Source organism: Acidimicrobiia bacterium (genome assembly GCA_009694375.1).
In the GTDB taxonomy this organism is placed as follows: domain Bacteria; phylum Actinomycetota; class Acidimicrobiia; order Acidimicrobiales; family VFJN01; genus VFJN01.
Genome location: SHVB01000018.1, coordinates 1 through 22,865, shown reverse-complemented (window position 1 = coordinate 22,865; position 22,865 = coordinate 1). Strand labels below are relative to the sequence as shown.

Annotated in this window: 22 protein-coding genes, 3 tRNA genes and 1 pseudogene; 14 read left to right on the top strand and 12 right to left on the bottom strand. The window is 66.2% G+C overall.

The features are described 5' to 3' along the window. Positions 1 to 4: 4 nt before the first annotated feature. The 5 genes from coxB to EXQ71_10520 form a co-directional block, all read right to left on the bottom strand. On the bottom strand, positions 5 to 1,132 hold the full coding sequence (coxB, locus tag EXQ71_10540) for a cytochrome c oxidase subunit II (GenBank protein ID MSO87936.1): 1,128 nt from the start codon (positions 1,130 to 1,132) through the stop codon (positions 5 to 7). After that, positions 1,132 to 1,968, bottom strand: a complete 837-nt coding sequence (locus tag EXQ71_10535; GenBank protein ID MSO87935.1) for a hypothetical protein — start codon at positions 1,966 to 1,968, stop codon at positions 1,132 to 1,134. Before EXQ71_10535 ends, coxB begins: the two co-directional genes overlap by 1 nt. A 15-nt stretch (positions 1,969 to 1,983) precedes the next feature. Then, the gene (locus EXQ71_10530) at positions 1,984 to 2,595 is read right to left on the bottom strand and encodes a hypothetical protein (protein MSO87934.1); all 612 of its coding nucleotides are present in this window, start codon (positions 2,593 to 2,595) and stop codon (positions 1,984 to 1,986) included. Then, positions 2,592 to 4,229 carry a hypothetical protein gene (locus EXQ71_10525; protein MSO87933.1) on the bottom strand — a complete coding sequence of 546 codons (1,638 nt, stop codon included), beginning with the start codon at positions 4,227 to 4,229 and terminating at the stop codon, positions 2,592 to 2,594. The genes EXQ71_10530 and EXQ71_10525 overlap by 4 nt, the downstream gene beginning before the upstream one ends. A gap of 86 nt (positions 4,230 to 4,315) precedes the next feature. After that, complete coding sequence (locus EXQ71_10520) at positions 4,316 to 5,260, bottom strand: protoheme IX farnesyltransferase (protein MSO87932.1); 945 nt, start codon at positions 5,258 to 5,260, stop codon at positions 4,316 to 4,318. A 72-nt stretch (positions 5,261 to 5,332) separates the two neighbouring features. Here EXQ71_10520 and EXQ71_10515 point away from each other — a divergent pair, with 72 nt between their 5' ends. The 6 genes from EXQ71_10515 to EXQ71_10490 all read left to right on the top strand — a co-directional run bounded on the left by EXQ71_10515 (position 5,333) and on the right by EXQ71_10490 (position 7,436). Beyond that, complete coding sequence (locus EXQ71_10515; protein ID MSO87931.1) at positions 5,333 to 6,316, top strand: heme A synthase; 984 nt, start codon at positions 5,333 to 5,335, stop codon at positions 6,314 to 6,316. Next, positions 6,316 to 6,621 carry an ATP-dependent Clp protease adapter ClpS gene (clpS, locus tag EXQ71_10510; GenBank protein MSO87930.1) on the top strand — a complete coding sequence of 102 codons (306 nt, stop codon included), beginning with the start codon at positions 6,316 to 6,318 and terminating at the stop codon, positions 6,619 to 6,621. Before EXQ71_10515 ends, clpS begins: the two co-directional genes overlap by 1 nt. Beyond that, on the top strand, positions 6,621 to 7,124 hold the full coding sequence (locus tag EXQ71_10505; protein ID MSO87929.1) for a DUF2017 family protein: 504 nt from the start codon (positions 6,621 to 6,623) through the stop codon (positions 7,122 to 7,124). Before clpS ends, EXQ71_10505 begins: the two co-directional genes overlap by 1 nt. A gap of 51 nt (positions 7,125 to 7,175) precedes the next feature. Next, a tRNA-Glu gene (locus EXQ71_10500) sits at positions 7,176 to 7,248 on the top strand. A gap of 29 nt (positions 7,249 to 7,277) precedes the next feature. Beyond that, positions 7,278 to 7,352: transfer RNA gene (locus EXQ71_10495), tRNA-Asp, on the top strand. A gap of 11 nt (positions 7,353 to 7,363) precedes the next feature. Then, positions 7,364 to 7,436: transfer RNA gene (locus EXQ71_10490), tRNA-Phe, on the top strand. 58 nt (positions 7,437 to 7,494) lie between these two features. On the opposite strand, the gene EXQ71_10485 is transcribed toward EXQ71_10490, so the two are convergent. Then, the gene (locus EXQ71_10485; GenBank protein MSO87928.1) at positions 7,495 to 8,856 is read right to left on the bottom strand and encodes an acyltransferase; all 1,362 of its coding nucleotides are present in this window, start codon (positions 8,854 to 8,856) and stop codon (positions 7,495 to 7,497) included. Between EXQ71_10485 and EXQ71_10480 the strand changes: the two genes are divergently transcribed. Continuing rightward, positions 8,645 to 10,012, top strand: a complete 1,368-nt coding sequence (locus EXQ71_10480; protein MSO87927.1) for a hypothetical protein — start codon at positions 8,645 to 8,647, stop codon at positions 10,010 to 10,012. The two genes, EXQ71_10485 and EXQ71_10480, sit on opposite strands and share 212 nt — an antisense overlap. Continuing rightward, positions 10,009 to 10,515, top strand: a complete 507-nt coding sequence (locus tag EXQ71_10475) for a hypothetical protein (GenBank protein ID MSO87926.1) — start codon at positions 10,009 to 10,011, stop codon at positions 10,513 to 10,515. Before EXQ71_10480 ends, EXQ71_10475 begins: the two co-directional genes overlap by 4 nt. Here EXQ71_10475 and EXQ71_10470 read toward each other — a convergent pair. Then, a complete protein-coding gene (locus EXQ71_10470; protein MSO87925.1) occupies positions 10,492 to 11,214 on the bottom strand; it encodes a YceI family protein in 723 nt (240 codons plus the stop codon). The genes EXQ71_10475 and EXQ71_10470 overlap by 24 nt on opposite strands. 163 nt (positions 11,215 to 11,377) lie before the next feature. Here EXQ71_10470 and EXQ71_10465 point away from each other — a divergent pair, with 163 nt between their 5' ends. The 3 genes and pseudogenes from EXQ71_10465 to EXQ71_10455 all read left to right on the top strand — a co-directional run bounded on the left by EXQ71_10465 (position 11,378) and on the right by EXQ71_10455 (position 14,002). Then, positions 11,378 to 12,010 carry a response regulator transcription factor gene (locus tag EXQ71_10465; protein MSO87924.1) on the top strand — a complete coding sequence of 211 codons (633 nt, stop codon included), beginning with the start codon at positions 11,378 to 11,380 and terminating at the stop codon, positions 12,008 to 12,010. 6 nt (positions 12,011 to 12,016) lie between these two features. Then, complete coding sequence (locus EXQ71_10460) at positions 12,017 to 13,417, top strand: HAMP domain-containing histidine kinase (GenBank protein ID MSO87923.1); 1,401 nt, start codon at positions 12,017 to 12,019, stop codon at positions 13,415 to 13,417. Between the two features lie 489 nt (positions 13,418 to 13,906). Further along, positions 13,907 to 14,002 (top strand): annotated as a pseudogene (locus tag EXQ71_10455) (collagen-like protein). 380 nt (positions 14,003 to 14,382) lie between these two features. On the opposite strand, the gene EXQ71_10450 reads toward EXQ71_10455, so the two are convergent. Further along, positions 14,383 to 14,784 (bottom strand): hypothetical protein, encoded by a 402-nt coding sequence (locus EXQ71_10450; protein ID MSO87922.1) that lies wholly within the window; start codon positions 14,782 to 14,784, stop codon positions 14,383 to 14,385. 44 nt (positions 14,785 to 14,828) lie between these two features. Further along, a complete protein-coding gene (locus EXQ71_10445; protein MSO87921.1) occupies positions 14,829 to 16,235 on the bottom strand; it encodes an NAD-dependent malic enzyme in 1,407 nt (468 codons plus the stop codon). Between the two features lie 210 nt (positions 16,236 to 16,445). Between EXQ71_10445 and EXQ71_10440 the strand changes: the two genes are divergently transcribed. Beyond that, positions 16,446 to 17,504: a Glu/Leu/Phe/Val dehydrogenase gene (locus tag EXQ71_10440; GenBank protein MSO87920.1), complete on the top strand. Its 1,059-nt coding sequence runs from the start codon at positions 16,446 to 16,448 to the stop codon at positions 17,502 to 17,504. Here the strand turns inward: EXQ71_10440 and pyrE are convergent. The 3 genes from pyrE to purF form a co-directional block, all read right to left on the bottom strand. Beyond that, positions 17,467 to 18,024 (bottom strand): orotate phosphoribosyltransferase, encoded by a 558-nt coding sequence (gene pyrE, locus EXQ71_10435; protein MSO87919.1) that lies wholly within the window; start codon positions 18,022 to 18,024, stop codon positions 17,467 to 17,469. The two genes, EXQ71_10440 and pyrE, sit on opposite strands and share 38 nt — an antisense overlap. Before the next feature lie 73 nt (positions 18,025 to 18,097). Then, positions 18,098 to 19,129 carry a phosphoribosylformylglycinamidine cyclo-ligase gene (locus EXQ71_10430; GenBank protein MSO87918.1) on the bottom strand — a complete coding sequence of 344 codons (1,032 nt, stop codon included), beginning with the start codon at positions 19,127 to 19,129 and terminating at the stop codon, positions 18,098 to 18,100. A 19-nt stretch (positions 19,130 to 19,148) separates the two neighbouring features. Further along, a complete protein-coding gene (gene purF / locus EXQ71_10425) occupies positions 19,149 to 20,687 on the bottom strand; it encodes an amidophosphoribosyltransferase (protein MSO87917.1) in 1,539 nt (512 codons plus the stop codon). A 95-nt stretch (positions 20,688 to 20,782) separates the two neighbouring features. Between purF and EXQ71_10420 the strand changes: the two genes are divergently transcribed. Together EXQ71_10420 and EXQ71_10415 are read left to right on the top strand one after the other, a co-directional pair. Further along, positions 20,783 to 21,784: an NAD-dependent epimerase/dehydratase family protein gene (locus EXQ71_10420; protein MSO87916.1), complete on the top strand. Its 1,002-nt coding sequence runs from the start codon at positions 20,783 to 20,785 to the stop codon at positions 21,782 to 21,784. Then, a complete protein-coding gene (locus EXQ71_10415) occupies positions 21,669 to 22,760 on the top strand; it encodes an SDR family oxidoreductase (GenBank protein ID MSO87915.1) in 1,092 nt (363 codons plus the stop codon). Before EXQ71_10420 ends, EXQ71_10415 begins: the two co-directional genes overlap by 116 nt. Positions 22,761 to 22,865 lie beyond the last annotated feature (105 nt).

Sequence of the window (22,865 nt, the reverse complement as noted above, 5' to 3'; positions counted from 1 at the left end):
GGGGTTACTCCAGCGTCTTCAGGTAGGCGACGAGGGCATCAATCTGTGGCTCAGTGAGTTGAAGGTTCGGCATACCGCGCTCACCCTGGGGATACATCGGCTTCTCGGCGGGCGGATTGCGCAGCCACTTTTTGAGGTCGGCAACATTGAAAATCTTACCGATCTCTTCGGTATCCACCTCCCCGTTGACGTTGGTATCAAGCCAAAGATCAAAAATCGAGCCAGCAAATACACCCCGACTGGCGAAGTGCGTGAGATTCGGAGCGGCGCCGCTCACCTGGGCAGTGCCTTTGTACACATCGGCATCCCCGCCCGGCCCACTCGCGAGGTGACAGCCCGAGCAGGAGATGCGGAACTGCTCGAGGCCCTTCTTAGCCAATGCCGCCTGCGGCACTTCGGCACCCGTGAGTTGGTTGTCCTGCCAGGTCTTGTAGTCGGCGGCGTCCAAGGCGACCACTCGCATCCGCATGTACGCATGGGAAAGACCACAGAACTCGCTGCACTGGCCTCGGTACACCCCGGGCTCATCGGCTTCGATGGTGAGCGGCTGGGCCCGCCCGGGCACGGCGTCACGCTTGCCGTTGAGGGCGGGAATCCAGAAAGAGTGGATCACGTCACGCGACTCGATGGTGAGAGCGATGGGTTGGCCGACCGGGATCACCAGGTCATTCGCCGTGATGATGTCGTCTTCGCCGTCACCGTCTACGTCGTAGCGATACTCCCACCACCACTGCTGCCCAATCACCGTGACGTCTTGCGCATCGGCGGGCGTATCGGCGAGATCAAACAGCGTGAACACCGAGGCGGCCCCCACGCCGGCCAACACCAGGGCCGGAAGGATGGTCCAGCCTATTTCGAGTCTGAAGTTGCCATGGTGCTGGACCGGCAGGCTGTCGTCGTCGTCTTTGCGCCGGCGGAACTTGATGGCCAGGAACAACACGCCGAACTCCACCAGCACGAACACCACCGCCGCGATGGCGAAGACGGGCACGACCAGGTTCTGGATGGCGTCGGCCTCCGGCCCCTTAGGGTTCAGAGTGTCGAGCGGAGCATCGGTGGCACAGGCTCCGAGCGCCAGGAGGATCGGCACCACAAAAAGGGCCTTCACGAGACCAGAGTTACGTAGCTTCATCAACCCTCTCCCTCCGGCACAGTGGTGGTCGTGCTCTTGTTGGTGCCCGGCGGGATAAAGGCCTTGTTGCCGGTCCCCTCGTCTTGGTTGGTGGGCTCTTCGGTCACCCGTTCGCCGCGCGACGCCGCCCCCACCCCAGCCACCCCGACACCGATCGCCATGATCACCAGCACCCCGGCAATCAAGTTGGGCGACAACTTGGGGCGGGTGGCAAACAGGATGCCCACCAAAAAGATGACCGTACCCAGGCCCATCGCCACCGCTACCGCCCCCAACACCGAGGAGGTGAGCAGCAACCGCGAGAACGCCCCCACGGCGCCGCCCACGATGAGAATCCCCACGATCGGGATCTCCAGCGGAGCCATCAAACGGTTTCGAATCATCCGGTTGGCCGCCGGGTCCCCGGTGGCCCGATCGGACCAGTCGAGCACCATCCACTCAATGAGCACGGCCAGCAGGAGAAAGAGGGCAACCACGAACATCACATTGCTCACCACCAGACCCAGCACGATCAAACCAGCGCCAAAGGCTCCGACAGCGGGCTCAAAGGCTCGTCCAGCCGGAGCGGCCTCGGCGGGGGCGGTCTCCATGCCGGCCAGTTCCGCCAGTGCGTCGGACTCGGCGTCGCGGGTGGCCACCGCCACCAGACCCAGGAAGAGGCTCAACAGACCAAACGACACCAGCAGCGTGTAGCCGAGGTGATCGCCGACACCCCCGTTGTAGCCCGCCGTCACCGGGCCGAGACCAGTGCCGCCGGTGGTCCAACCATAGAGAGCCGCCAGCAACAGCGAGAACGCGCCGATGCCGAGAAACGTCTTGGACCCAGTGGTGAACATTGCAGGAAACCCTCGCTACTTTGTGATGTAGATGCCGTACCAAATGACGACGTAGACGGCGATAATGGCGAACCAGTAGAGGGCCGCCGCGCTCATGCCCTCGGCGTCACGACCAGTGAGCTGACCACCCAGGGCTTGAAATCCCATTACGGCAATAAACATCATGCCCACCACCACCATCAACAGGTGGGTAGCAGTGACGATGTACAACAGCGTCCCGGCGGGGGAAGCGGTGACCGCCATGTCCAACTGCTGGTAGAGGTAGGCGGTGGAGTTGATGAAGGCAACGCCGAGGAGCAAGGTGAGCCCTACGGCCACATAGGCGTTGGGACGATCATCGTTGCGGAGGGCATAAACCGCCCAACTGATCGTTACCGCCGACATAGCCAGCGTGACCATTCCCATACTTCCCGGCGTGAGCGGCAGCACCACGCCCTCGGGGAAGGTGGCATCGCCCGCCGACGCCAATTGACCCCGTACCTGCAGGTACACCGCCAGTTCCGCCACCACGAGCAGGACGGACGCCGCCGCGCCAAAAGCAGCGCCCACGAAGAGCACGCGGGGCCGACGGGGCGGCGCGGCCGGGGCATCGATCAGGGGGTTCCGACCGACCGTGGTGGTGCTCATGGGGCCGAAGTCTCCCGGTGACGGGCGTCGTACAGCGGCGCCTCCGACGTGATCTCGGGGAGGCTGGCGAAGTTCCCCGGCGGCGGCGGCGAAGAGGTCGCCCACTCGAGCGTGTGACCGTGCCAGGGATCGTCGCCCGGCTGCTCCCGGCCCCCGATCGCCCGCACCACCAGGCTGAGGAACCCCAAGAACGCCAGGGCGAGGAACACACCCCCCACCAGAGACACCGCGTTAAGGGCTTCGATCGTCGAGACGTTCTCGTCCACCGGACCCGGTATGTCGCCCCCCTGACCCAACAGTCCGGAGACCAGATCGGGGAAACTCCAGAGCACCGTGCCCACCAACAGGAGCGCCGCGACCCCACGGGCCGCCCCCTCTCGCAAGCTGCGCCCAATCAACTTCGGGGCCCAGAACGTGATGCCCCCGAGGAGAGCGATGGCGAGCGACAGCAGCACGTAGGAAGCGACCGCAGTGGTCCATGACGTGCCGTAGAGCGAAGTGCCGGGCCCGTCGACCAGCGTTTTGATCGGCTTGATGGCTTGGACCGCCCCCGCCAGCAACCCAACCAACAGCATCACCAGTGATGCCGCCGCAAAGAGCAACGGGCTGGCCAGGGTGACCCGTCCCTTCCGAAGCGTGGCCGCCCACAATCCCACCAACGCCAGGACGGGGATCAAAATAAGGAAGGACACCGCCACCCAGGGCAGTTTGTACAACCATGGAGTGCTCTCCCCCACGAAACTGGGGATGGCCCAGCCCCCGACGACCAAGGCACCCACCGCGGAGATGGCGGTGCGGGCGTAGCGGTTGAGGTGATGCCGGGTGGCGCTAAAGACAGGCACCACCGTGGCGATGAACCCGAGCACCGGAATCGCGAAGGCGTAGACCGCCGGCGGGCCAAAGGCCCAGCTGATGCGGGCGTAAATGCCGCTGCTGTCATCGCCGAGGTAGCGCACGAAGACGTAGGTGATCACCAACATGGCCACCAGCACGGGCAGGGTGAGCAGCCAAACGGCGCCCGCGATCAAGACCGACCAAGAAAATAGAGGAGTACGGGCCAGCGTCATCCCCGGGGCCCGCAGGGTGATGACGGTGGTCATGATGCAGATCCACGCCAGCACCTCTGCGACGACGACCAACGCGAGGGCCGCCACAAACAGCCGCACACCGTTACGACTCGAGCCGAAGGGTCCACCGTCGATCGAATAGGCGCCGATGACAAGACCACTACCCACGAGGTAACCCCACACGGCGGCGGCCGCAGCCCGGGGGAAGGCAATCGTGGAGGCCCCCACCTGGAGCGGGACGACCACGGTGGCAAGGCCGATCGTGAGCGGCAAGAGCACAAGGAAAGTGCCCCCAATCGCTCGATACGTGACGATCTGGGAGAACCAGTCGCTGGAACTATCGGTGAGGTTGGCGAGGCCAGCGAGGTCGAGGCGCATGGCGGCGACATAAAGCGACGCGCCCAGCACGAGCAGCAACTGCGCCAGGGCGGCCACGATCCAAAGCCGTCCCAACACCTTGTGATCACCCGACGCCAGGACGGCCACGAGCCCGGCGGAGGCCGGGGGGGCGGTACTGGGCTCTAGGGCCACCAGTTCGGGGGCCGGAGCGTCTTCTGTGACGGTCATGCAAGCACCTGGGAGAAGGGAACGATCCAGATTGGGAATCTAGTCACATGGACCTCCCCCATTCGAACTGTGCCCTCCATGGGCGGTCACCATCCGAAACGCAGCAACTGATCCAGGGCCATGGCCCCGAACAGAAGCGTGAGGTAGGTGATCGACCAAGTGAAAAGGCGCATCGCCGTGGAGCGGATCTCCGGCTCACCCGGTCCGCCCCCCGAGGGGGTGGATGCCTCCACCTGGTTGGCCAGCGTGAGTAGCCGCAGCGCGTAGTAGGTAAACACCGCGCCCAGCACGATCGCCGAGCCGAGGTAGACCAACCCCATGCCGCCTATCGGCGCAAAAACCAGGGTGAGCGCCCAAAGAAAAAGCGTGTAAGACAGGATGCGCTCCGCGGTGCGCGTGAGGCTCACCACCGACGGCAGCATCGGCACGTCGGCCGCCGAATAGTCGTCCCGGTAGCGGATGGCGAGGGCCCAGAAGTGCGGAGGGGTCCAGTAGAAAATGATGGCGAAGAGGACCACGGGCTCCCAGCCGAGGCTGTTAGTTACCGCACTCCAGCCGATGAGGACGGGAGCCGCGCCGGCCGCCCCCCCGATAACGATGTTGTGGGTCGAGGTGCGCTTCAGCCAGAGCGTGTAGACGAACACGTAAAAAAGACAGGCCGCCACTGCGAGCGCTGCGCTGAGCAAGTTCACCGTGGCCCACAAGAAGACGAAGGCCAGGATCTCCAGACTTACGGCGAAGACCAAAGCAGATCGGGGCGTCAGCACCCCGGTGACGAGCGGACGGTTCTTGGTGCGCTCCATCAGTGAATCGATGTCGCGGTCTACGTACATGTTGATCGCATTGGCACCACCGGCCGCCAGGGTGCCACCCACCACGGTACAGATCATCAACCACAGCGGCGGCATGCCCTGCTCCGCCACCACCATCGTGGGAACGGTGGTCACCAGCAGTAGTTCGATGATCCTCGGTTTGGTAAGCGCCACGTACGCCGCCACACGGGCAACAGGAGAGACGGCGACCGCGGACACAACCGGTGAGGCTAGGGCTGACGTCCTCCCCGTGGCGAACCCTGATAGCGGCTAGTTGGAGCAGCCGGGCCTGTGGTCCGTAGCCTGAGAACCGTGCTTCGCATCCGTGGGTATCTCGCCGCCGTTTGGCGGGGCCCGCTCCGCCCCGAGACCTATCGAGTGATCACCGCCGTGGCGCTGGTGGCGGTCTGCGCCATTGTCGTGTCGGGGGCCGCCGTTCGCCTCACCGGCTCGGGGATGGGGTGTCCCACCTGGCCGGCCTGCGAGAGCGGTTCGCTGGTACCTCGCGGTGCCACCGGGAGCCACGGATGGATTGAGTTCGTGAACCGCACCTTCACCGGCGCGGTGTCGCTGGCGGTGGCCGTTGCCGTGCTCGGGTCGCATCGACGCCGACCGCGCCGCCGTGACCTCATCGGCTGGTCGTGGGGCCTGGTGGCCGGAGTGCTGGCCCAGGCCCTCCTCGGCGGAGTGGTCGTGCTCCTCCACGTCACCCCGATCGCCGTGGCGGGCCACTATCTGCTCTCGGCCGTCCTGGTGGCCAACGCGGTGATCCTCCACCACAAGGCCAGTGAGCCTGACGGGTCTCGCAGAGCCCGGGCGACCCCGAGCCTCCTGGCTCGCTCGCGAGTGTTGGTGGGCCTCGCCGGGTTGGTCCTGGTCACCGGCACCTTCGTCACCGGCAGCGGGCCCCACAGCGGCGACACGGCGGCCGACCGGCTTCCCTTCGCCGTCTCCACCGTCGCTCGGCTTCACAGCCTCACCGTCTGGGTCTTCCTGGCGACTGTGGTGATCGTGCTGCGCATGGTGAGCCGCGGCGACGCGGCGGCGTCCACGATCGGCCGAGGCCGCCTGCTCGTGGGCGCCATCCTGGCCCAGGGACTGCTCGGCTACGTACAGTATTTTGCGGGAGTGCCAGAGATCCTCGTTGGGGCCCACGTGATGGGTTCAGTGCTGGTCTGGGTGGCTACCCTCCGCTTCTACCTCGCCCTGACCGAGCCGATCCCTACCGTCACCTCTCCGGCCCCGCGTCGCCCCGTCGCCCCGGTGGCGGGCTGATGGCTGCCCCCATTCCGGCACCTGCCCCCGCCGAGGTCTTCCAACCCGTTGACGACACCCGCACCAAGCCCGACCAACCCTGGATCGTGCTGGTGTGGAACGACCCCATCAACCTGATGTCTTACGTCGCCTTCGTGTTGCAAAAGCTGTTCGGCTACTCGAGGGAGAAAGCCGACCAACTCATGCTCCAGGTTCACCATGAGGGCCGGGCGGTGGTGGCCAACGGGCCACGGGAAACCTGCGAACTCCACGTGTTCCGGCTCCACGAACACGGACTCTGGGCCACCATGCAGCACGACGCCTGATGGCTCAAATCCGGCGCCGCATCGCCCGCACCCGGCGGGGCACCTACCAACTGCGTCTCCCTGAGATCGAACAGGAACTGCTGAGGAACCTGGCGGCACAGTTGCGCGACATGCTTTCACTCGGCACGAATGACCCGTCCCTGCGTCGCCTCTTCCCCACCGCCTATCACGAGGACGCCGAACGTGATCGCGAGTACCAGCAACTCGTGCGCGATGAACTCCTCGCCCGCCGACTGGCGGCGCTCGCCACCGTGGAGGAGACCACCGCCCTGAAGGAGGTCACCGAGGAGCAACTCTCCAGCTGGCTCACTGTCCTCAACGACTTACGCCTCGTACTCGGCACGCGCCTCGATGTGAGTGAGGACACCAACGGGGTCGAGGGTGACGACGACAATCCCAATGTCACCGCCTATTCGATCTATGACTATTTGGGCTTCCTGCTGACCGTGGTGGTCGACGCGCTCGCCGAGGGGCTCCCGCCCCCCGTCGAATCCGAGGTTTGAAGGACGGGGAGCCGCTGCTAGTCTTTGCCGCCCCTACCCACAACGGGGCCAGCCCCCATCGTCTAGCGGCCTAGGACACCGGCCTTTCACGCCGGCAGCACGGGTTCGAATCCCGTTGGGGGTGCGGAATATGCAAAACAGTGAAGTTGCCACGGTCCCGTGGTGCAGTTTGGAGTGCACGCCGGCCTGTCAAGCCGGAGGTCGCGGGTTCAAATCCCGTCGGGACCGCTGAAGTTCGAGGTCGGGTAGCTCAGTTGGCAGAGCGCGCGCCTGAAAAGCGTGAGGTCACCGGATCGACGCCGGTTCCGACCACTCGAGAAACCACCGGCCAGGAGCCCTGCTCCTGGCCGGTGGTCTTTCTCCCCCCGCCTCAGCGGGTCAGGAAGCGGCGAGCCGGCTGCTCGATGAACCGTCGGCTCGCTTCGCCCGCCAAAAACGAGCCCACCAGCGCCAGGGCTATCCCCACCGCGGCCACGAGCGGAGGGCTCTGCAGGACCGGGCGCAACAGGCGGAGCACCTGAAGATGCCACAGATAGAAGCCATACGATGCGGCGGCCAGCGCCAGCAGCCACCGATGCTCAAGCCACCGATGGCGGGCGGTGCCCAAGGCCAGCGGGGCGAGGAGCAAGAAGCCCACCAGGACTTGCCCGAAGGACTGAGCCATCCGCTCCGGCCCCGGTCCGAAGGCCGGCGCGGTGGGACTGGGGCGCAACACCACCGTCATCATGATGAACGTCGCCAACGCCAGCGCGCCGCACAGACGCGGGTGGGCGGCGAGGCGCTGAATCCCCCGGGGCACGGCACCCAACCAGGTGGTGTACCGCGCATCGGCCTCGGCGGCCACGAGGAGCATCCCTACCGCGAACGTCGGTAGATATGGCGGTAGCACGCGCAGCGGGGCCGGGGTAGGGCCAAGGGAGATCAGCACGATGGCGAGGGCGCCAACGACCACCATGGCCAGACACAAGCCGACCCACGCATCGAGCGTCCGTCGTCGCTTCAGCACGGCCAAAGCGGCCAAGGGCACCACCAGGACATAGAAAGAAACCTCCACCACGAGCGTCCAAGACAACCGCAATCCGGTGCCACCCCCGTTGGCGAACCAACTGTCCACCAGAAACCCCTGCTTGAGCCACCCGCTCAAACCGTCCACCGTGCCGATCCCCAGCAGAACGGCCCCTACGAGTGCCAGCAGGTAGGCCGGCCAGATGCGGGCGACCCGGCGGCGCCAAAAATCAGCGAGCTGCACCGGGGGGCCGCCCGCCATGGCATGGGCCACTAGTGGGCGCGCCACCAAGAAACCCGACAGGATGAAAAAGATCTCCACACCGATGTCGGCATGACCAATTACGGGACTCAGCGAGCCCAATGCCGGAGTGCGCCAACCGGCGTGGAAAAAAAAGACCGACAGGGTGGCGATCGCACGCGCTCCGTCCAGTCCGGCCACCTTGGCCGACGAAGCCGAGGCGACCAGGGCAACCTCGAAGCCTTTGCGGGGGGATCCATCGACCACGAAGCCCATGTTACAAACCCACCGGACAACCCCCATTACTCCTCCACCGTCCGCACCCGGCGGCCGAGACGGGCAGACTGAGGTGATGAGACGTCTCGTTGGATGGGTGATGCGATTCGCGTCGATCATGACGCTGCGCCGAGTGGAGGTGGCCGGTCGGTCGCGTATCCCCACCGATCGGCCGGTCTTGGTGGTGGCGAACCACTTCAACGGAGTCATCGACCCGGTGGTGCTAACCGTTGCCCTACGCCATCTCCCTCGCTTCATCGCCAAGGACAGCCTGGCCAAGTTGCCGGTGGCGGGATTTTTTTTGCGCCGGGCCGGTGTGGTGTTCGTCCACCGGCGGGTCGATGGCGGGAGCGGGCAGGGCAACACCGACGCCTTCCGCGAATGTCACCAGGCCCTACGGAGGGCCGATGTGGTGGCGATCTTCCCGGAGGGAACCACCCACGACCGCCCCCACATGGATCCGCTCAAGACCGGGGCCGCCCGCATCGCACTCGGGGCCCGGGCCGCGGGCGCCACTGGAGTGGTCATCCTCCCCATCGGCCTCACCTTTCCCGACAAAATCGCTCTGCGGTCCTCAGCCCTGGTGCAAATCGGCGTGCCGATCGAACTCGACGACGCGATCGCTGCTGGCATCGGGAGCGACGATCAAGAAGCCGTACATCACCTCACCGCCATCATCGACGTGGGCTTGCGCGACATCAGCCCCAACTTCCCCGATATTGAAACGGCCCTCGCCCTCGACCAGGCTGCTCGCATAGCCCTCACCAGCCTCGAGCACCCCAACCATTCCTTAGCGGAGCGATACGCCCTAGCCCGATACCTCGGCACTGTGTCGGAGCAACACCAGCAGGCCATTCGCCGGGAGGTCGGTCGCTACACCACAATCCTCACCGGCCTGGCCCTCAGCGACGAGGACATCATCCGACCCACTAATCCAACCCGACTCCTCCGGTCCATCATCACCATCGCGGCCATCCTGGTGCTCCTCGGCGGGTTGGTGGCCACCACCGCCATGGTAAATATATGGCCGGCCGGACTGGTGATGATCGCCAGCAGCTTGGTGAAGAGCCCCGTCACGAAAGGGACCACCCGAATCGTCGTGGGACTAGTGGCATTCCCCACCGCGTGGATCCTCGCCGGCGTGCTCGGGGCCAACGGGTTCTTCGCCGTCACCCTTTTGATACTCACCTCAGCGGCGGGTGCCCTCGCCGCCATCTGGCTCGTGGAACGGGCCATGGCCCTGACCCACATGCTCATGCGCTGGCGGGCTCAGCGGGAACGGATCGGCACCGTGGCATGGACGGAGCCCGTGCGGGCCGACGTGGTGACGGCGGTTTCCGCAGCCTCCAGTGAGGACGGGCCGTGAGGGAGCATACTGCTCGTAACGATTGCGAAACGATCCGACTCGGGTGGATCGGCCAGCCCTACAACACCGCCTCGAGCTTGGCGTTTGCGCTGGCGGCGGTCCCGCTGTGGCGGGCTGCTCAACAACCCGGCGGCGCGGCCTGGGCCGGCGTGGCGGTAGCGGCCGCGTTCGAAGGCATCGGCAGCGCCGGTTACCACGGCCCCGGCGGCCCAGTGTCCAAGTTGATCCACGATGCGGGCCTCGCTGCCCTCGCCGTCACCACCGGTGGGGCGCTCATCACGGATCCCCGAGCCCGACTGCGACCCCTCTCGGTCGGGTTGGCGGCCGCGGCCCTGCTGGTCCATACGCTGAGCCGCACCGGGGGACCGTTGTGTCCAAGTCACCGCCAACTGCAGGGCCATGCCGTGTTCCATCTGCTGGCGGCGGCGGCCTTGGCCACCGCACCACCCCGGGCCCCCACCGCTGAAGCGCCCGCCGACTCACCGGCGGGCGAAGACCAGTAGCAACTCCAACTCACCGGTAGTCCCCACTGAGGCCGGGCCGCCGCTCGGATCGTCGATGCCGTAATCAGTGAAGGTGATCGGAATACTGCCGATGGCGGCCATCGAGTCGCCGATGCGGATGACTACGACCTCGAAGGTCACCGAGTTCGTCACGCCATGCATCGTGAGATCGCCGGTGGCCATCACGGTGATCTCGGCGCCATCAGTGGGCCACTCGTCCACCGCGATCGGCGTGCTGAGAGCAAAGTCGGCCGTCGGAAACACGCTGGTCTCCATGATGCGCCCCTCGAACTGAGCATCACGCATCGGCTCGTCACTGGCGAAGGAACTCACGTCGACCTCCACGCTGAGCGAATCCACCCCGGCCTCGGAGATCGTCGCTGTGCCCGTGATGCCGCGGGCCTCTCCGGTGGCTTCGGCGGCCTGTCCGAACAGCGTCTCCTGCACCCGGTATTGCACCGCACTCTGGCTGGTGACGGTCCAGAGACCCTCGAGGGTCGTATCGGCTTCGGTATCACTTGGGGTCGGATCCACGGCATCGAGGCTGAGCCGATCGGCGGGCTCGGCTTTGAACAGCGAGATGTACACCCGCGGTCCGGCGGTAACCGCCAACAACAGCACCACCACCACCACCGTCGCCATCGGCCATCGGAAACGGCGGAAAAAACTGGGTTGTGGGTCACGGACCTGGGGATCCATCGGTTGAGACTCCCACCTTTCGCCAGCCGACGAAATCCACCTCAGCGCCGGGATCCTGATCTTCTCACCTTCTTCACAGGCAACTCACAGGGATTGGCGCGATGCTGCTGCGGTGCCCCCCACCCGCGTGTTGCTCGTCGACGACGAAGACAACCTTCGTTCGATGCTCGAAGCCGCCTTGAGCCACTCCGGCTTCGACGTGCACCCGGTGACTAACGGCCGAGCCGCGCTGGAGGCGGTGCCCATCGTGCATCCCGATCTCATCGTGCTCGACGTGATGCTGCCGGACCTCGACGGATTCGACGTGTGCAAGCGTCTGCGGAGCTCCGGCGACCGAACACCGATCCTCTTCCTCACCGCCCGCGATGCCACCGAAGATCGCGTGCGCGGGCTCACCCTGGGGGGCGACGACTACCTCATCAAACCCTTCAGCCTCGATGAGTTGGTAGCCCGGATCACCGCCGTGCTGCGGCGCAGCGGTCATGACCGAACCAGCGAGGAACTCCGCTACGCCGATCTGGAGATGGACGACGAGGCCCACCTGGTGCTCCGGGCCGGCCGCGAGGTGCAACTCTCCCCCACCGAGTTCAACCTGCTGCGTTATCTGCTCGTGAACCAGGGACGCGTGGTGTCCAAGGCGCAGATCCTGGACCATGTGTGGGACTACGACTTCGGGGGCGACGGGGGCGTGGTGGAGACCTATATCGGCTACCTGCGCCGAAAGCTCGACATCTCCGAGCCCCCCCTCATCCAGACAATCCGCGGCGTGGGTTACACGCTGCGCGTCGCCCAATAGCCCACCGTGTCCCTTCGGATTCGCCTGATCCTCGGGGCGGTGCTCATCGCGCTGGTACTAGGACTAGCGGCGGTAACCATCGCCCGCACCACCGAGCGCCAACTGGTCGAACAGGTCGATACGCAGTTGCGGGGGGCCAGCGCCCGGGCCGCGGCACCACCCCGACGGCCAGCTCAAAACGCCGGGACGGGCGACCGGCTGAGTTCCCTCTACGTCGGGTTCGTAGACCGCGACGGCATTCTCCAAACCGCCTTCGCCCCCAACCTGGCAACCGACAACGGCCCCATCCCGGTGGTGAACGCCACCGACATCGCCGCCATGGCCGACGGCGATGTGATCACCGTTCCCAGCCGCGACTCGGCGGTGGAGTACCGGGCGCTCGCTCGCGATAGCCCCAACGGCACCACCGTCATTCTGGCCCTCCCGCTCGACGGGGTGGCCGATGCGGTGCAACAGCTCATCGTGGTCGAGTTGCTGGCGGGCATCGCGGTGATCCTGGTTTTGGCGCTCGTTACCGCATGGGTTATCCAACTCGGGGTACGTCCGGTGCAGCGAATGACCGAAACCGCCAGTGCCATCGCCGCTGGCGACCTCAGCCAACGCGTTCCCGAGGGAAACCCCGGCTCCGAGGCCGGCGAACTCGGCATCGCCCTCAACGAAATGCTCAGCCGGATCGAGGAGGCCTTTGAGCAGCGCCGCGCCTCCGAGGACCGGCTGCGACAGTTCGTAGCGGACGCGTCCCATGAGTTGCGTACCCCCGTGACCACCATCCGCGGCTTTGCGGAGCTCTACCGAACCGGGGGGCTGCCGCAATCCTCCGACATCGACGAGGCCATGCGCCGCACTGAGCAGGAAGCCATTCGCATGGGTTCCCTGGTGGATGACCTCCTGCATCTCGCCCGCCTCGATCAGGGTCGGCCCCTGGGCCACCAACCGGTGGAGTTGAGCCAACTCGCTCACGACGTTGTGCACGATGCTCTGGCCATGCATCCGAACCGGACGATCACAGTCATCGCTCCCGAGGCGGTGACGGTGACCGGGGACGAGGCTCGGCTCCGGCAAGTGGTCTCCAACCTCGTCACTAACGCCGTCTTGCACGCCCCGGATGCCGCCATCGAGGTGCGGATTCACGCCATCCCCACCGGCGCCGAGATCGAGGTGGCCGACGACGGCCCCGGGATGTCCGACGGCGATGCGGCTCGGGTCTTCGAACGCTTTTACCGGGCCGATGCATCACGCGTCCGCCAGCAAGGTGGTAGCGGCCTGGGCCTCGCCATCGTGGAAGCCACCGTGCGCGCCCACGGGGGTGACGTATCGCTCACCACAACGCTCGGCCAGGGCACCACCGTTCGGGTGGAACTACCCCACCAACCCCCAGTGGCCCAACATCGGCTGGACGCCGACTAGGCCAAACACCCAGGCGCAACCCGGAGGCCGACGCTGCGGCACTTAGGGGTCAACACTCAGGTTCCCTTCAGGTTCACCGGGCAAGGTAACGCCGAACCAACCACTAAGGAGCCCCCCATGAAGACCAACGGAAAGATCCTCGGAGCCATCGCCTTCTCCCTCGCCCTGGCGGGGGGCGGGATGGCGGGAGCGGTGATCGGTGTGCCCAGCATCTCCGGAGCGCAGGGCGAGCCCACCGAAACAACCCAGGCCGGCCACAACCGCCGGGCGCACCCGGACCGCCTCGCCACCGCCGCCGAGGCCATCGGCATCAGCACCGACGACCTCCGAGAGGCGCTGAAGGGCGGGCAATCCATCGCCGAGGTAGCCGAGGCCAACGGGGTAGAGGCCCAGACCGTGATCGACGCCCTGGTGGCCAAGGTCACAACTCATCTCGAGGGCCTGCTCGCCGAACTGCCCGACCGCATCGCCGAAGCCGTGAACCGCCAGGGCCCGCCCGACCATGCAGGCCCCGGTCAAGGTGGCCCCGGTCACGGTGGCCCCGGTCAAGGTGGCCCCGGTCAAGGTGGCCGGCGCGGACCCGGCCTGGAGGCTGCGGCCAGCGCCATCGGCATCTCCGTCGAAGACCTCCGTACCGCCGTGATGGGCGGCGACACCGTCGCCGAGGTAGCCGCCGCCAACAACGTTGAGGTGCAGACGGTGATCGACGCTCTCATCGCCGACGCCACCACCCATCTCAACCAAGCCGTGGCCGACGGCCATCTCAGCGAAGCCGACGCCGCCAAGCGGGCCGCCCACCTCAGTGAGCGCATCACCGCCATGGTGAACGGCACGATGAGCCCCGGTGGCCCCGGCCGCCAAGGACCCCCGTCTGACATGAACTGACCCACCCAGCAGCAGCGACGAGGGGGCACCGAGATCGGTGCCCCCTCGTCGCGTCTACCCCCAGAACGCGCGGCGTACCGCTAGGACGACAACAGTGTTCCGACGTCGGCGCTCACCAGCCAGAGCAGGGCCACCACAATCACGCTGGCCAGCACCGTGTAAGGCCAGCGGTAGCGGTGATCAGCACGCCAGAAGCGGCGGACCGACGCAATATTGGCCGCGATGGCGACCAACCCCACCACGATGCCGAGCACCGGTCCGATGCCAAATCTCAGCCCGACCAGAGGGGCCACGAAGGGCAAAAAGACGTAGCTGAGCAGGCACCTAGACGCCGAGATCAGCAGCGAGGTTTCCACCAAACCTCGGGCTGACGCGACCGAGGCGGGGGCGGCGTCAACCGGCAGGCGCAGGAGATGCCGCATCCGCCGATCACTGGCCGACCACTCGGCCGCCGTGGTGGTCGGAGCATCGACAGTGGGCACGGCGACAGGGTAGCGCCGGGGATCCCGGGTACCCAGCCCAGGTCTTAGACCATCGGCGGACGGCAGACGCCCTCAGCCACCGCGGCGGCCGCCACGTACTGGGCCACCAGGGGCCCCACCCGGGGGTCAAACACCGACGGCACGATGTAATCAGCCCGCACATCCTCGCCCACGACCTCCGCGATGGCACGAGCCGCTTCCAGTTTCATGCCCTCGGTGATCTTGGTGGCGCCCGCATCAAGCGCCCCCCGGAAGATACCGGGGAAGGCCAGCACGTTATTGATCTGGTTCGGGTAGTCGCTTCGACCGGTAGCGATCACGGTGGCTAGCCCATCGGCCTCTTCTGGCCGGATCTCCGGATCGGGGTTCGCCATGGCAAACACGATCGGATCTTTGGCCATCTTGCGTAGGTCCGATGCCGTGATCAGACCCGGGCCCGATACCCCCACGAAGACGTCGGCACCGGGAAGCACATCGCTCAGCGCGCCCTCGCGGCGATCCCGGTTCGTGTGCTCGGCAAACCAAAGTTTGGCCACATTGAGTTCGTCCCGACCTTCCCAGATCGCACCCTTGCGATCCACGCCGACGATCTCCGCCACTCCGGCGTTGAGCAGGATCTTGCTGATCGCCACGCCCGCCGCACCCACTCCGGCGATCACCACGGTGAGCGCGCTCATCGGCTTATCCACGATGCGCAGAGCATTTTCCAACGCCGCCAAGGCGACGACGGCGGTTCCGTGCTGGTCATCGTGGAAGACCGGGATGTCGAGAAGTTCCTTGAGGCGGTCCTCGATCTCAAAGCACTGCGGGGCGGCGATGTCTTCCAGGTTGATACCACCGAACACCGGGGCGAGACGCACGACCGTGTCCACGATCTCATCAGCGGAGTTCACGTCGAGGCAGATCGGGAATGCATCCACACCAGCAAAGTTCTTAAACAGGAGCGCCTTGCCCTCCATCACGGGCAGTGCGGCCGCGGGGCCGATGTTGCCGAGGCCCAACACGGCGGTGCCGTCGGTGACAATGGCCACGGTGTTCTTCTTGATCGTGAGCTCGTGCACGAGATCGGGCTGCCGTTCGATCGCCGTGCAAACCCGGGCCACCCCTGGGGTGTAGGCCATCGACAGATCGTCGCGGTCGGCTACCGGCATCCGGGCGAGTACCTCGATCTTGCCGCCGGCGTGCATCTCAAAGGTCCGATCCGCCGCCGTAATCACCTTGACACCGTCCACCGCCCCCACAGCATCGATGACCCGCTTGATGTGGTCCTCCGACGAGCAGTTGACGATCACATCCTCATCCAGGTGCGCGCCTCGTACGTCGAAGCCCCCAATGGCGGTGATATTCCCACCGGCCTCACCGACGGCGGTAGCCAGATGCCCGAGCGTGCCCGGACGGTTGTCGAGACGAACGCGCAGGTGAATCGAAAACGCGGCGGTGTTCGTGGGCATGGCGCAGGGTCCTGTCGTTGGGGCGAGGGCCACCGGGCCCAAGGGTCCACCGTACCCGCGGGCCTCGGCGCGCCGAAACCGGGGGAAGCCAACCATCGGTGCCCCACGCAAGAGCGCCCATGGCCGGTTATTCCGGTCGGAGAACGAGCAGAGGAGCGCGTGGGGGGCCAGGTGGATAACTTGCCACCGATGGTATTTCCGCTGTCGGTGATGGCCGATGACGACTTCGAGCAGGTGGCGTACCGCTACGACGCCGCCACCGGGCTTCGGGCCATCGTGGCGATCCACTCCACCGTGCTCGGTCCTGGCCTAGGCGGCACCCGATTCTGGCCGTACGTCAGCGAAGAGGAAGCCCTGATCGACGTCACCCGGCTGGCCAAGGGGATGACGTACAAGCACGCGGCGGCGGGCCTTCACCAAGGGGGAGGTAAGGCCGTGATCATCGGCGACCCCGCCCACCTCCGCAGCGACGAACTCATCCTGGCCTACGGCCGGTTCGTGGAGGGACTGGCGGGCCGTTACCTCACGGCGGAGGACATCGGGACCACCCAGGCCGACATGAACCTCATCGGCACAGTGACCTCACACGTCGCCGGTCGGAGCGAGGCCCTCGGCGGCTCCGGCGATCCCTCACCGGCCACCGCCCTCGGGTTGGTGTGGGCCATGCGAGCGGTGGCCGAACGACTTTGGGGCGAGGCCACCTTGGCTGATCGCCACGTGTGCATCGCCGGAGTGGGGAAAGTGGGCGGCGCCCTCGCCGACCACCTCCACGCGCAGGGGGCTCGCCTCACGGTGGCCGATATCCACCCCGGCGCCGTGGCCGCCGTGGTGCATCGAACCGGCGCCGCCGTAGTTGATCCCGACGTCGCTCATGCGGTCGAGGCCGACCTGTTCGCCCCCTGCGCACTAGGGGCTGGGCTCTCCGCCATCACCATTCCCGAGTTGAGCTGTCAGGCCATCGTCGGATCGGCCAACAACCAACTCGCCACCGCCCAAGATGCTCAGCGGATCCAAGACTCCGGCGTGCTCTACGCCCCCGACTACATCGTGAACGCAGGCGGAGTGATCAACATCGCCGAAGAAAAAGTCGGCTACGACCGCGACCGCGCCAACGAGCAGATCGCCCTCATCCACGACACCGTGATCACGGTGTTCGACCTCGCCGAGAGCGCCGGCATCACCACGGCGGCGGCGGCTGACCGGCTCGCCGAACAACGCCTCACCGAAGCCCTCAACCTTCGTAGGGAAAGCCCAGGTCCGGGGCAGTAACCAGCGCCCGCAGCGGGAGGCCGTACTCGGCCGCCATGGCTTCCACCGTGCCCCCGCGATCCACCACCGGGAGCAACAAGACCGCTTCAGCCTCGCCTTCGGTGCGCACCACTTGCGCGGCTTCGAGCATCGAAACACCCCGGGTGACGGCATCCTCGGTGATCACAACGCGATCGCCAGGCCGTAGGGCACCGGCGATACGACCGCCGCCGCCATGGTCCTTCGCTTCCTTGCGCACGCTGAAACTACGCAGGGGACGCCCGCGTGATGCGGCGATGGCGGCGATGCCGAAGGCCACCGCATCGGCCCCCATCGTCAGACCGCCGATCGCCGTGACGTCGGCGGGAATCACCTCCAAGGCGGCATCGGCCACCAAAAGCATTCCCGCTGCCCGGCAGGTGGTCTGCTTGGCATCGATAAACCAGTGGCTCTTCTTGCCGCTCTTCAGGGTGAAGTCCCCGGTGCGAACGCTGTACTCAAGAAGGTGCGCCACCAAGGCGGCGTGGGCGGATGAACTCATCGCTAGATCCTCTCCAAAAGGGTGCCGAGGGCGGGGCTCTCATCCCTACGCACGACCATGAGGGGCCCCTGTCTCAAAGAAAGCGAACCTCGCCTCGCCCGGGCACAATTCGACCGATTTCGGCGGCACGATGACCCTCCGTGCGCAACACGTCGAGCGTTCGATACACCTCATCGGGGGCCACCACCACCACCATGCCGATACCCAGGTTGAAAACCTTGCGCATCTCGTCGTCGCTCACCTCGCCCAGCCGTTGGATCTCACCAAAGATGCGGGGGGCTTCCCAGCGGGACGGATCAACTTCGGCGTCGGTCCCCTGCGGCAACACGCGGTTGAGATTCCCCGGCAACCCCCCGCCGGTGATGTGCGCCACCGAAGCGACCGCCACCGCACGCTGAAGGGCGGCAATGGCCGGGGCGTAGATCACCGATGGAAGGAGGAGTTCATCGCCGAGACTGTGCGGGGCCCCGGGATAGGCCGGTTCCGATAAGGACAATCCGGCGGTCTCCAACAGCACCTTGCGGGCCAGCGAGTAGCCGTTGGACCGCAATCCTGGCGAGGGCAGCCCGATGAGTACATCGCCGGGCCGCACGCTCTCTCCGGTGATGAGGCGGTCCCGTTCGACCACCCCCACCGCGAAGCCAACCAGGTCGAACTCCCCGGCCGCCATGGCGCCGGGGTGCTCGGCCATCTCTCCCCCGATCAGGGCACAACCCGCCTGACGGCACCCGTGGGCCACCCCTTCCACGAGTTGTTCGATGTGGTCGGGGTCGAGCTTGCCCACCGCGATGTAGTCGAGGAAGAACAGCGGCTCGGCGCCCTGACAAACAATGTCATCGACGCACATCGCCACGAGATCAACCCCGATGGTGTCGAAGCGTCCCACCGCCTGCGCAATGAGCGCCTTGGTGCCCACGCCATCGGTGGAAGACACCAGGACCGGATGCGTGTAGCGGTGTTGCGCGAAGGCAAAGAGCCCTCCGAACCCACCGATGTCGCCGATCACCTCAGGACGAAACGTGGACCGGACCTTGGACTTGATCCGCTCCACCGCCTCCTCACCGGCCGAGATGTTGACGCCCGCATCTTCGTAGCTCGTGCCCACCCTGGTCCGTACCCCTTAGTCAGTCGATCGCGGTCTGGATCGGGGCCGCCAACGGCTCAGCCGCCGGCGCCTCGAGAACATGCTTGCCGAGGGTGACCGAGACCGCCGTGGGGTAATCCCCCGTGAAACAAGCGTTGCAGAACCCCGCTCCCGGTGCGCCGGTGGAGGCCACCAGACGGTCGAGTTGCACGAAGGCGATGCTGTCGACGTTCAGGTACTCACGGATTTCGTCCACCGTGAGCGAGTAGGCGAGCAGTTCTGTGCGATCGCCAGTGTCGATGCCATAGAAGCACGACCACTTCACCGGCGGCGACGTAATCCGCAGGTGCACCTCGGTCGCCCCGGCCTCGCGCAGCATCTTGGTTAGTTGTTTCTGCGTGGTCCCGCGCACGATCGAGTCGTCCACCACCACGATGCGCTTGCCGGCCACGTTCTCGCGCAGCGGGTTCAGCTTCATCCGCACCGCCCGGGCCCGGAGTTCCTGACTGGGGGCAATGAAACTACGGCCGACGTAACGGTTCTTTACTACCCCCTGGCCATAGGGGATCCCACTGCGCCGGGCGAAGCCCTCGGCGGCGGGTACCCCCGACTCAGGCACCCCCATGACCATGTCGGCCTCCACGGGGGCCTGCTCCGCCAGTTGCTCGCCGATCCGCACCCGGGCCTGGTGCACGCTTTGGTTGTACAGCCGCGTGTCGGGCCGGGCGAAGTACACGAACTCAAAGAGGCACAGCCGCGGGTCGACACGACTGTCGGGGAACGGGCGGATCGACCGAGGGCCCGTCGCATCGATCACTACCATCTCGCCCGGATCGAGTTCCCGCACGAAGTGGGCGCCTACGATGTCCAGTGCCGGACTCTCCGAGGCGAGCACCCAACCGTCGTCGAGTTTGCCGAGGCACAACGGCCGGAAGCCGTTGGGGTCTCGCACCCCGATGATCCGAGACTGATCCATCACGACGAATGAAAAGGCCCCTTCGAGCCGGGGCAACACGCTGGCCAGGGCTCGCTCCAGATCGTCATCGGCGCTGTCGTCGGGCAGGTGGCCGAGGGCGTTTCCGATCAGTTCGGCCACCAGGTCGGTGTCGCTTGTGATGGTGCCGGGCAGCATCCCCCCCTCCTCGATCAGGGCTTCGGTATTGGTGAGATTTCCGTTGTGGCCGAGAGCGAAGTGCCGATCCCCTACCCCGCGGTACGCCGGTTGGGCGTTGCGCCAAGTGGAAGACCCGGTGGTGGAGTACCGGCAGTGGCCGATGGCCAGGATGCCCTCCAGGCCGGCCAACGTGCGGTCGTCGAACACGGAGGCCACCAGGCCTTGGTCCTTCACGACGGTCACATCGGACCCGTCGCTGACAGCCATACCGGCCGCCTCTTGACCACGGTGCTGCAGGGCGAAAAGTCCCAGATACGTCAGGTGGGCTACGGGTTGGCCGGGGCTGTAGATGCCAAAGACACCGCAGGCTTCCTTCGGGGAATCGTCATCGTGAGCGACATCGTCGTACGGCTCACCGGAGGACACGTACCCAGTCTGCCAGGTAAGGAGGGGCAATCTGGTCATCGGCAGCCATCCCACTGCGCCACACCGGGGTGACCCGCCTCTGCCCGTCACTATTTCTTCAACGATCGCGCTCTCAGCGGTAGCCTTTCCCGGGCATGAGCGACCACTCCAACTCCCCCTGGGAACCGGCGCAGGCGTTCTGGCTCGATCGCCGGGTGGCCGTCACCGGGGCCACCGGTTTTCTCGGCTCCCACCTCGTGGGGATGCTCACCGATGCCGGGGCCCATGTGGTGATCCTGGAGCGGGATCAGGTGGAACCAACCGAGATCGCCACCAAGTGGCTCGAGCGGGTGGCCATCGTCACCGGCGATGCCACCGACCAGGCCCTTCTCGAACGCCTGCTCGGGGAATACGAGGTGCAAACCGTCTTTCACCTCGCCGCCCAGACCCAAGTCCAGGTGGCCAACCACAACCCCGTCTCCACCTTTGAATCCAACATCAAAGGCACCTGGTCGCTGCTGGAGGCCGTGCGCCGCACTCCCCACATTGAACAGGCCATCTGCGCCAGCAGCGACAAGGCCTACGGAGCCCAGCCCACCTTGCCCTATGAGGAGACGATGCCGCTCCTCGCCGTCAACCCCTACGATGTGTCGAAGGCCTGTGCCGACCTGATCACTCAGACCTACCACCAGCGCTGGGGCACGCCCGTGGCGATCACTCGCTGTGGCAACTTTTTCGGGCCAGGCGACATGAATTGGGAACGCCTGGTGCCCGGGACCATCCGGTCGCTCCTACGGGGGGAGCGACCGATCATCCGGTCCAACGGCGCCCTCATCCGCGACTACCTCTATGTGGTGGACGGGGCGCTCGCCTATCTCCGCCTCGCCGAGGCCATGGCATCAGACCCCGGCCATCTCGGGGAGGCCTACAACTTCTCTACCGAAGGGCCGCTGTCGGTGCTCGAGTTGGTGGCCTGCATCCAGACCGCCGCCGGTACCGATTTGGTTCCCGACGTGCGCGATACCGCCACGAACGAAATCGATGCCCAACACTTGTCGGCCGCCAAGGCCCGGTCCCGGCTCGGATGGCAGCCGAACCACACGGTGCAAGACGCCCTCATCGAGACCGTGCGTTGGTACGCATCCCATCTCGGGTGATGAGCCCACCGATCGCAGGAAGTTCCGGGCCATGGGGCCCATAGCGGTGGTGGGCGCCGGCGGCTTTGTGGGCGGTCGCCTCGTGCAGCACCTGCATCAGACCGGGGCCGAGGTGGTACCCATCAGTCGCCGCCCATGCTCGTGGCTCGGCGATGGCAATATCGCGCTCGACCTGATCGAAGAACCGGCCTCCGCAGTCGATCGTGCCATCGCTGGCGCGTCCGTGGTGGTCGATCTCGTGGGCCACAACGAGGTGGTGGCGGCCAACGAACCCGAGCGGGCCCTCACCGAGACGGTGACCATGACCCATCGCCTCGCCGAGGCCATCCACCGAGCCGGCACCCCCCGGGTGGTTTACCTCTCCAGCGTGCACGTCTACGGAGCCGCCCTCGAACCCGGCGCAGTGATCACCGAAGACACCGTGCCTCGGCCCCGGTCCGGCTATGCCATCGCCCGTCTCACGTCGGAACACGTGTTGACCAGTCGGCTGGCGGGGGCCGCCGACGTTGTGGCGCTGCGCCTCACTAACTCGGTGGGCGCGCCCGCGAGCCCCGCACTGGATCGGTGGAGTGCCCTCGTCAATGATCTCTGCCGGCAGGCGGCTCGCTCCGGACGCCTGGTCTTGAATAGTCCGGGGCTGCAGCAGCGTGACTGGGTGAGCCTTGGCGACGCCTGCGGGGCCATCGAAGCGGCCTGCCACCCCACCACCGTGCCGGCAGGCACCTACAACCTCGGCTCGGGCGTCACCAAGTCCGTGCGGGCCATGGCGGAGGAGGTGGCCGATGCGTGGAATGCGATGACCCAGCAACGCCCCGTGATCGAGGCACCGCCGGCCCTGGAGGCCGCTCCCGAGCCCTACCGGGTGGATAGCCACCGCCTGACATCGCTGGGTATCCGCCTCGACACACCCATCGCCACCGCCGTCGCGGAAATGGTGAAGTTCTGCCTCGTCCACCGAAATCGCCTCATGCCATAGCGCAGAGGCTTACGCTGGCCGGGTGACAGAGATCCAAGGGGTGCGGGTCACCCCCCTCCAGCGCATCCCCGATGAGCGCGGTGCCGTGCTGCATATGCTGCGCGA

Coding starts and splice junctions, on each gene's coding strand:
- coxB (MSO87936.1), bottom strand. CDS start 1,132: ATGAAGCTACGTAACTCTGGTCTCGTGAAGGCCCTTTTTGTGGTGCCG.
- EXQ71_10535 (MSO87935.1), bottom strand. CDS start 1,968: ATGTTCACCACTGGGTCCAAGACGTTTCTCGGCATCGGCGCGTTCTCG.
- EXQ71_10420 (MSO87916.1), top strand. CDS start 20,783: ATGAGCGACCACTCCAACTCCCCCTGGGAACCGGCGCAGGCGTTCTGG.
- EXQ71_10470 (MSO87925.1), bottom strand. CDS start 11,214: ATGGATCCCCAGGTCCGTGACCCACAACCCAGTTTTTTCCGCCGTTTC.
- EXQ71_10505 (MSO87929.1), top strand. CDS start 6,621: ATGGCTCAAATCCGGCGCCGCATCGCCCGCACCCGGCGGGGCACCTAC.
- clpS (MSO87930.1), top strand. CDS start 6,316: ATGGCTGCCCCCATTCCGGCACCTGCCCCCGCCGAGGTCTTCCAACCC.
- EXQ71_10445 (MSO87921.1), bottom strand. CDS start 16,235: ATGCCCACGAACACCGCCGCGTTTTCGATTCACCTGCGCGTTCGTCTC.
- purF (MSO87917.1), bottom strand. CDS start 20,687: ATGACCAGATTGCCCCTCCTTACCTGGCAGACTGGGTACGTGTCCTCC.
- pyrE (MSO87919.1), bottom strand. CDS start 18,024: ATGAGTTCATCCGCCCACGCCGCCTTGGTGGCGCACCTTCTTGAGTAC.
- EXQ71_10530 (MSO87934.1), bottom strand. CDS start 2,595: ATGAGCACCACCACGGTCGGTCGGAACCCCCTGATCGATGCCCCGGCC.
- EXQ71_10525 (MSO87933.1), bottom strand. CDS start 4,229: ATGACCGTCACAGAAGACGCTCCGGCCCCCGAACTGGTGGCCCTAGAG.
- EXQ71_10440 (MSO87920.1), top strand. CDS start 16,446: ATGGCCGATGACGACTTCGAGCAGGTGGCGTACCGCTACGACGCCGCC.
- EXQ71_10485 (MSO87928.1), bottom strand. CDS start 8,856: ATGACTCCGTTGAAGTGGTTCGCCACCACCAAGACCGGCCGATCGGTG.
- EXQ71_10415 (MSO87915.1), top strand. CDS start 21,669: ATGCCCAACACTTGTCGGCCGCCAAGGCCCGGTCCCGGCTCGGATGGC.
- EXQ71_10465 (MSO87924.1), top strand. CDS start 11,378: ATGCTCGAAGCCGCCTTGAGCCACTCCGGCTTCGACGTGCACCCGGTG.
- EXQ71_10480 (MSO87927.1), top strand. CDS start 8,645: ATGTTACAAACCCACCGGACAACCCCCATTACTCCTCCACCGTCCGCA.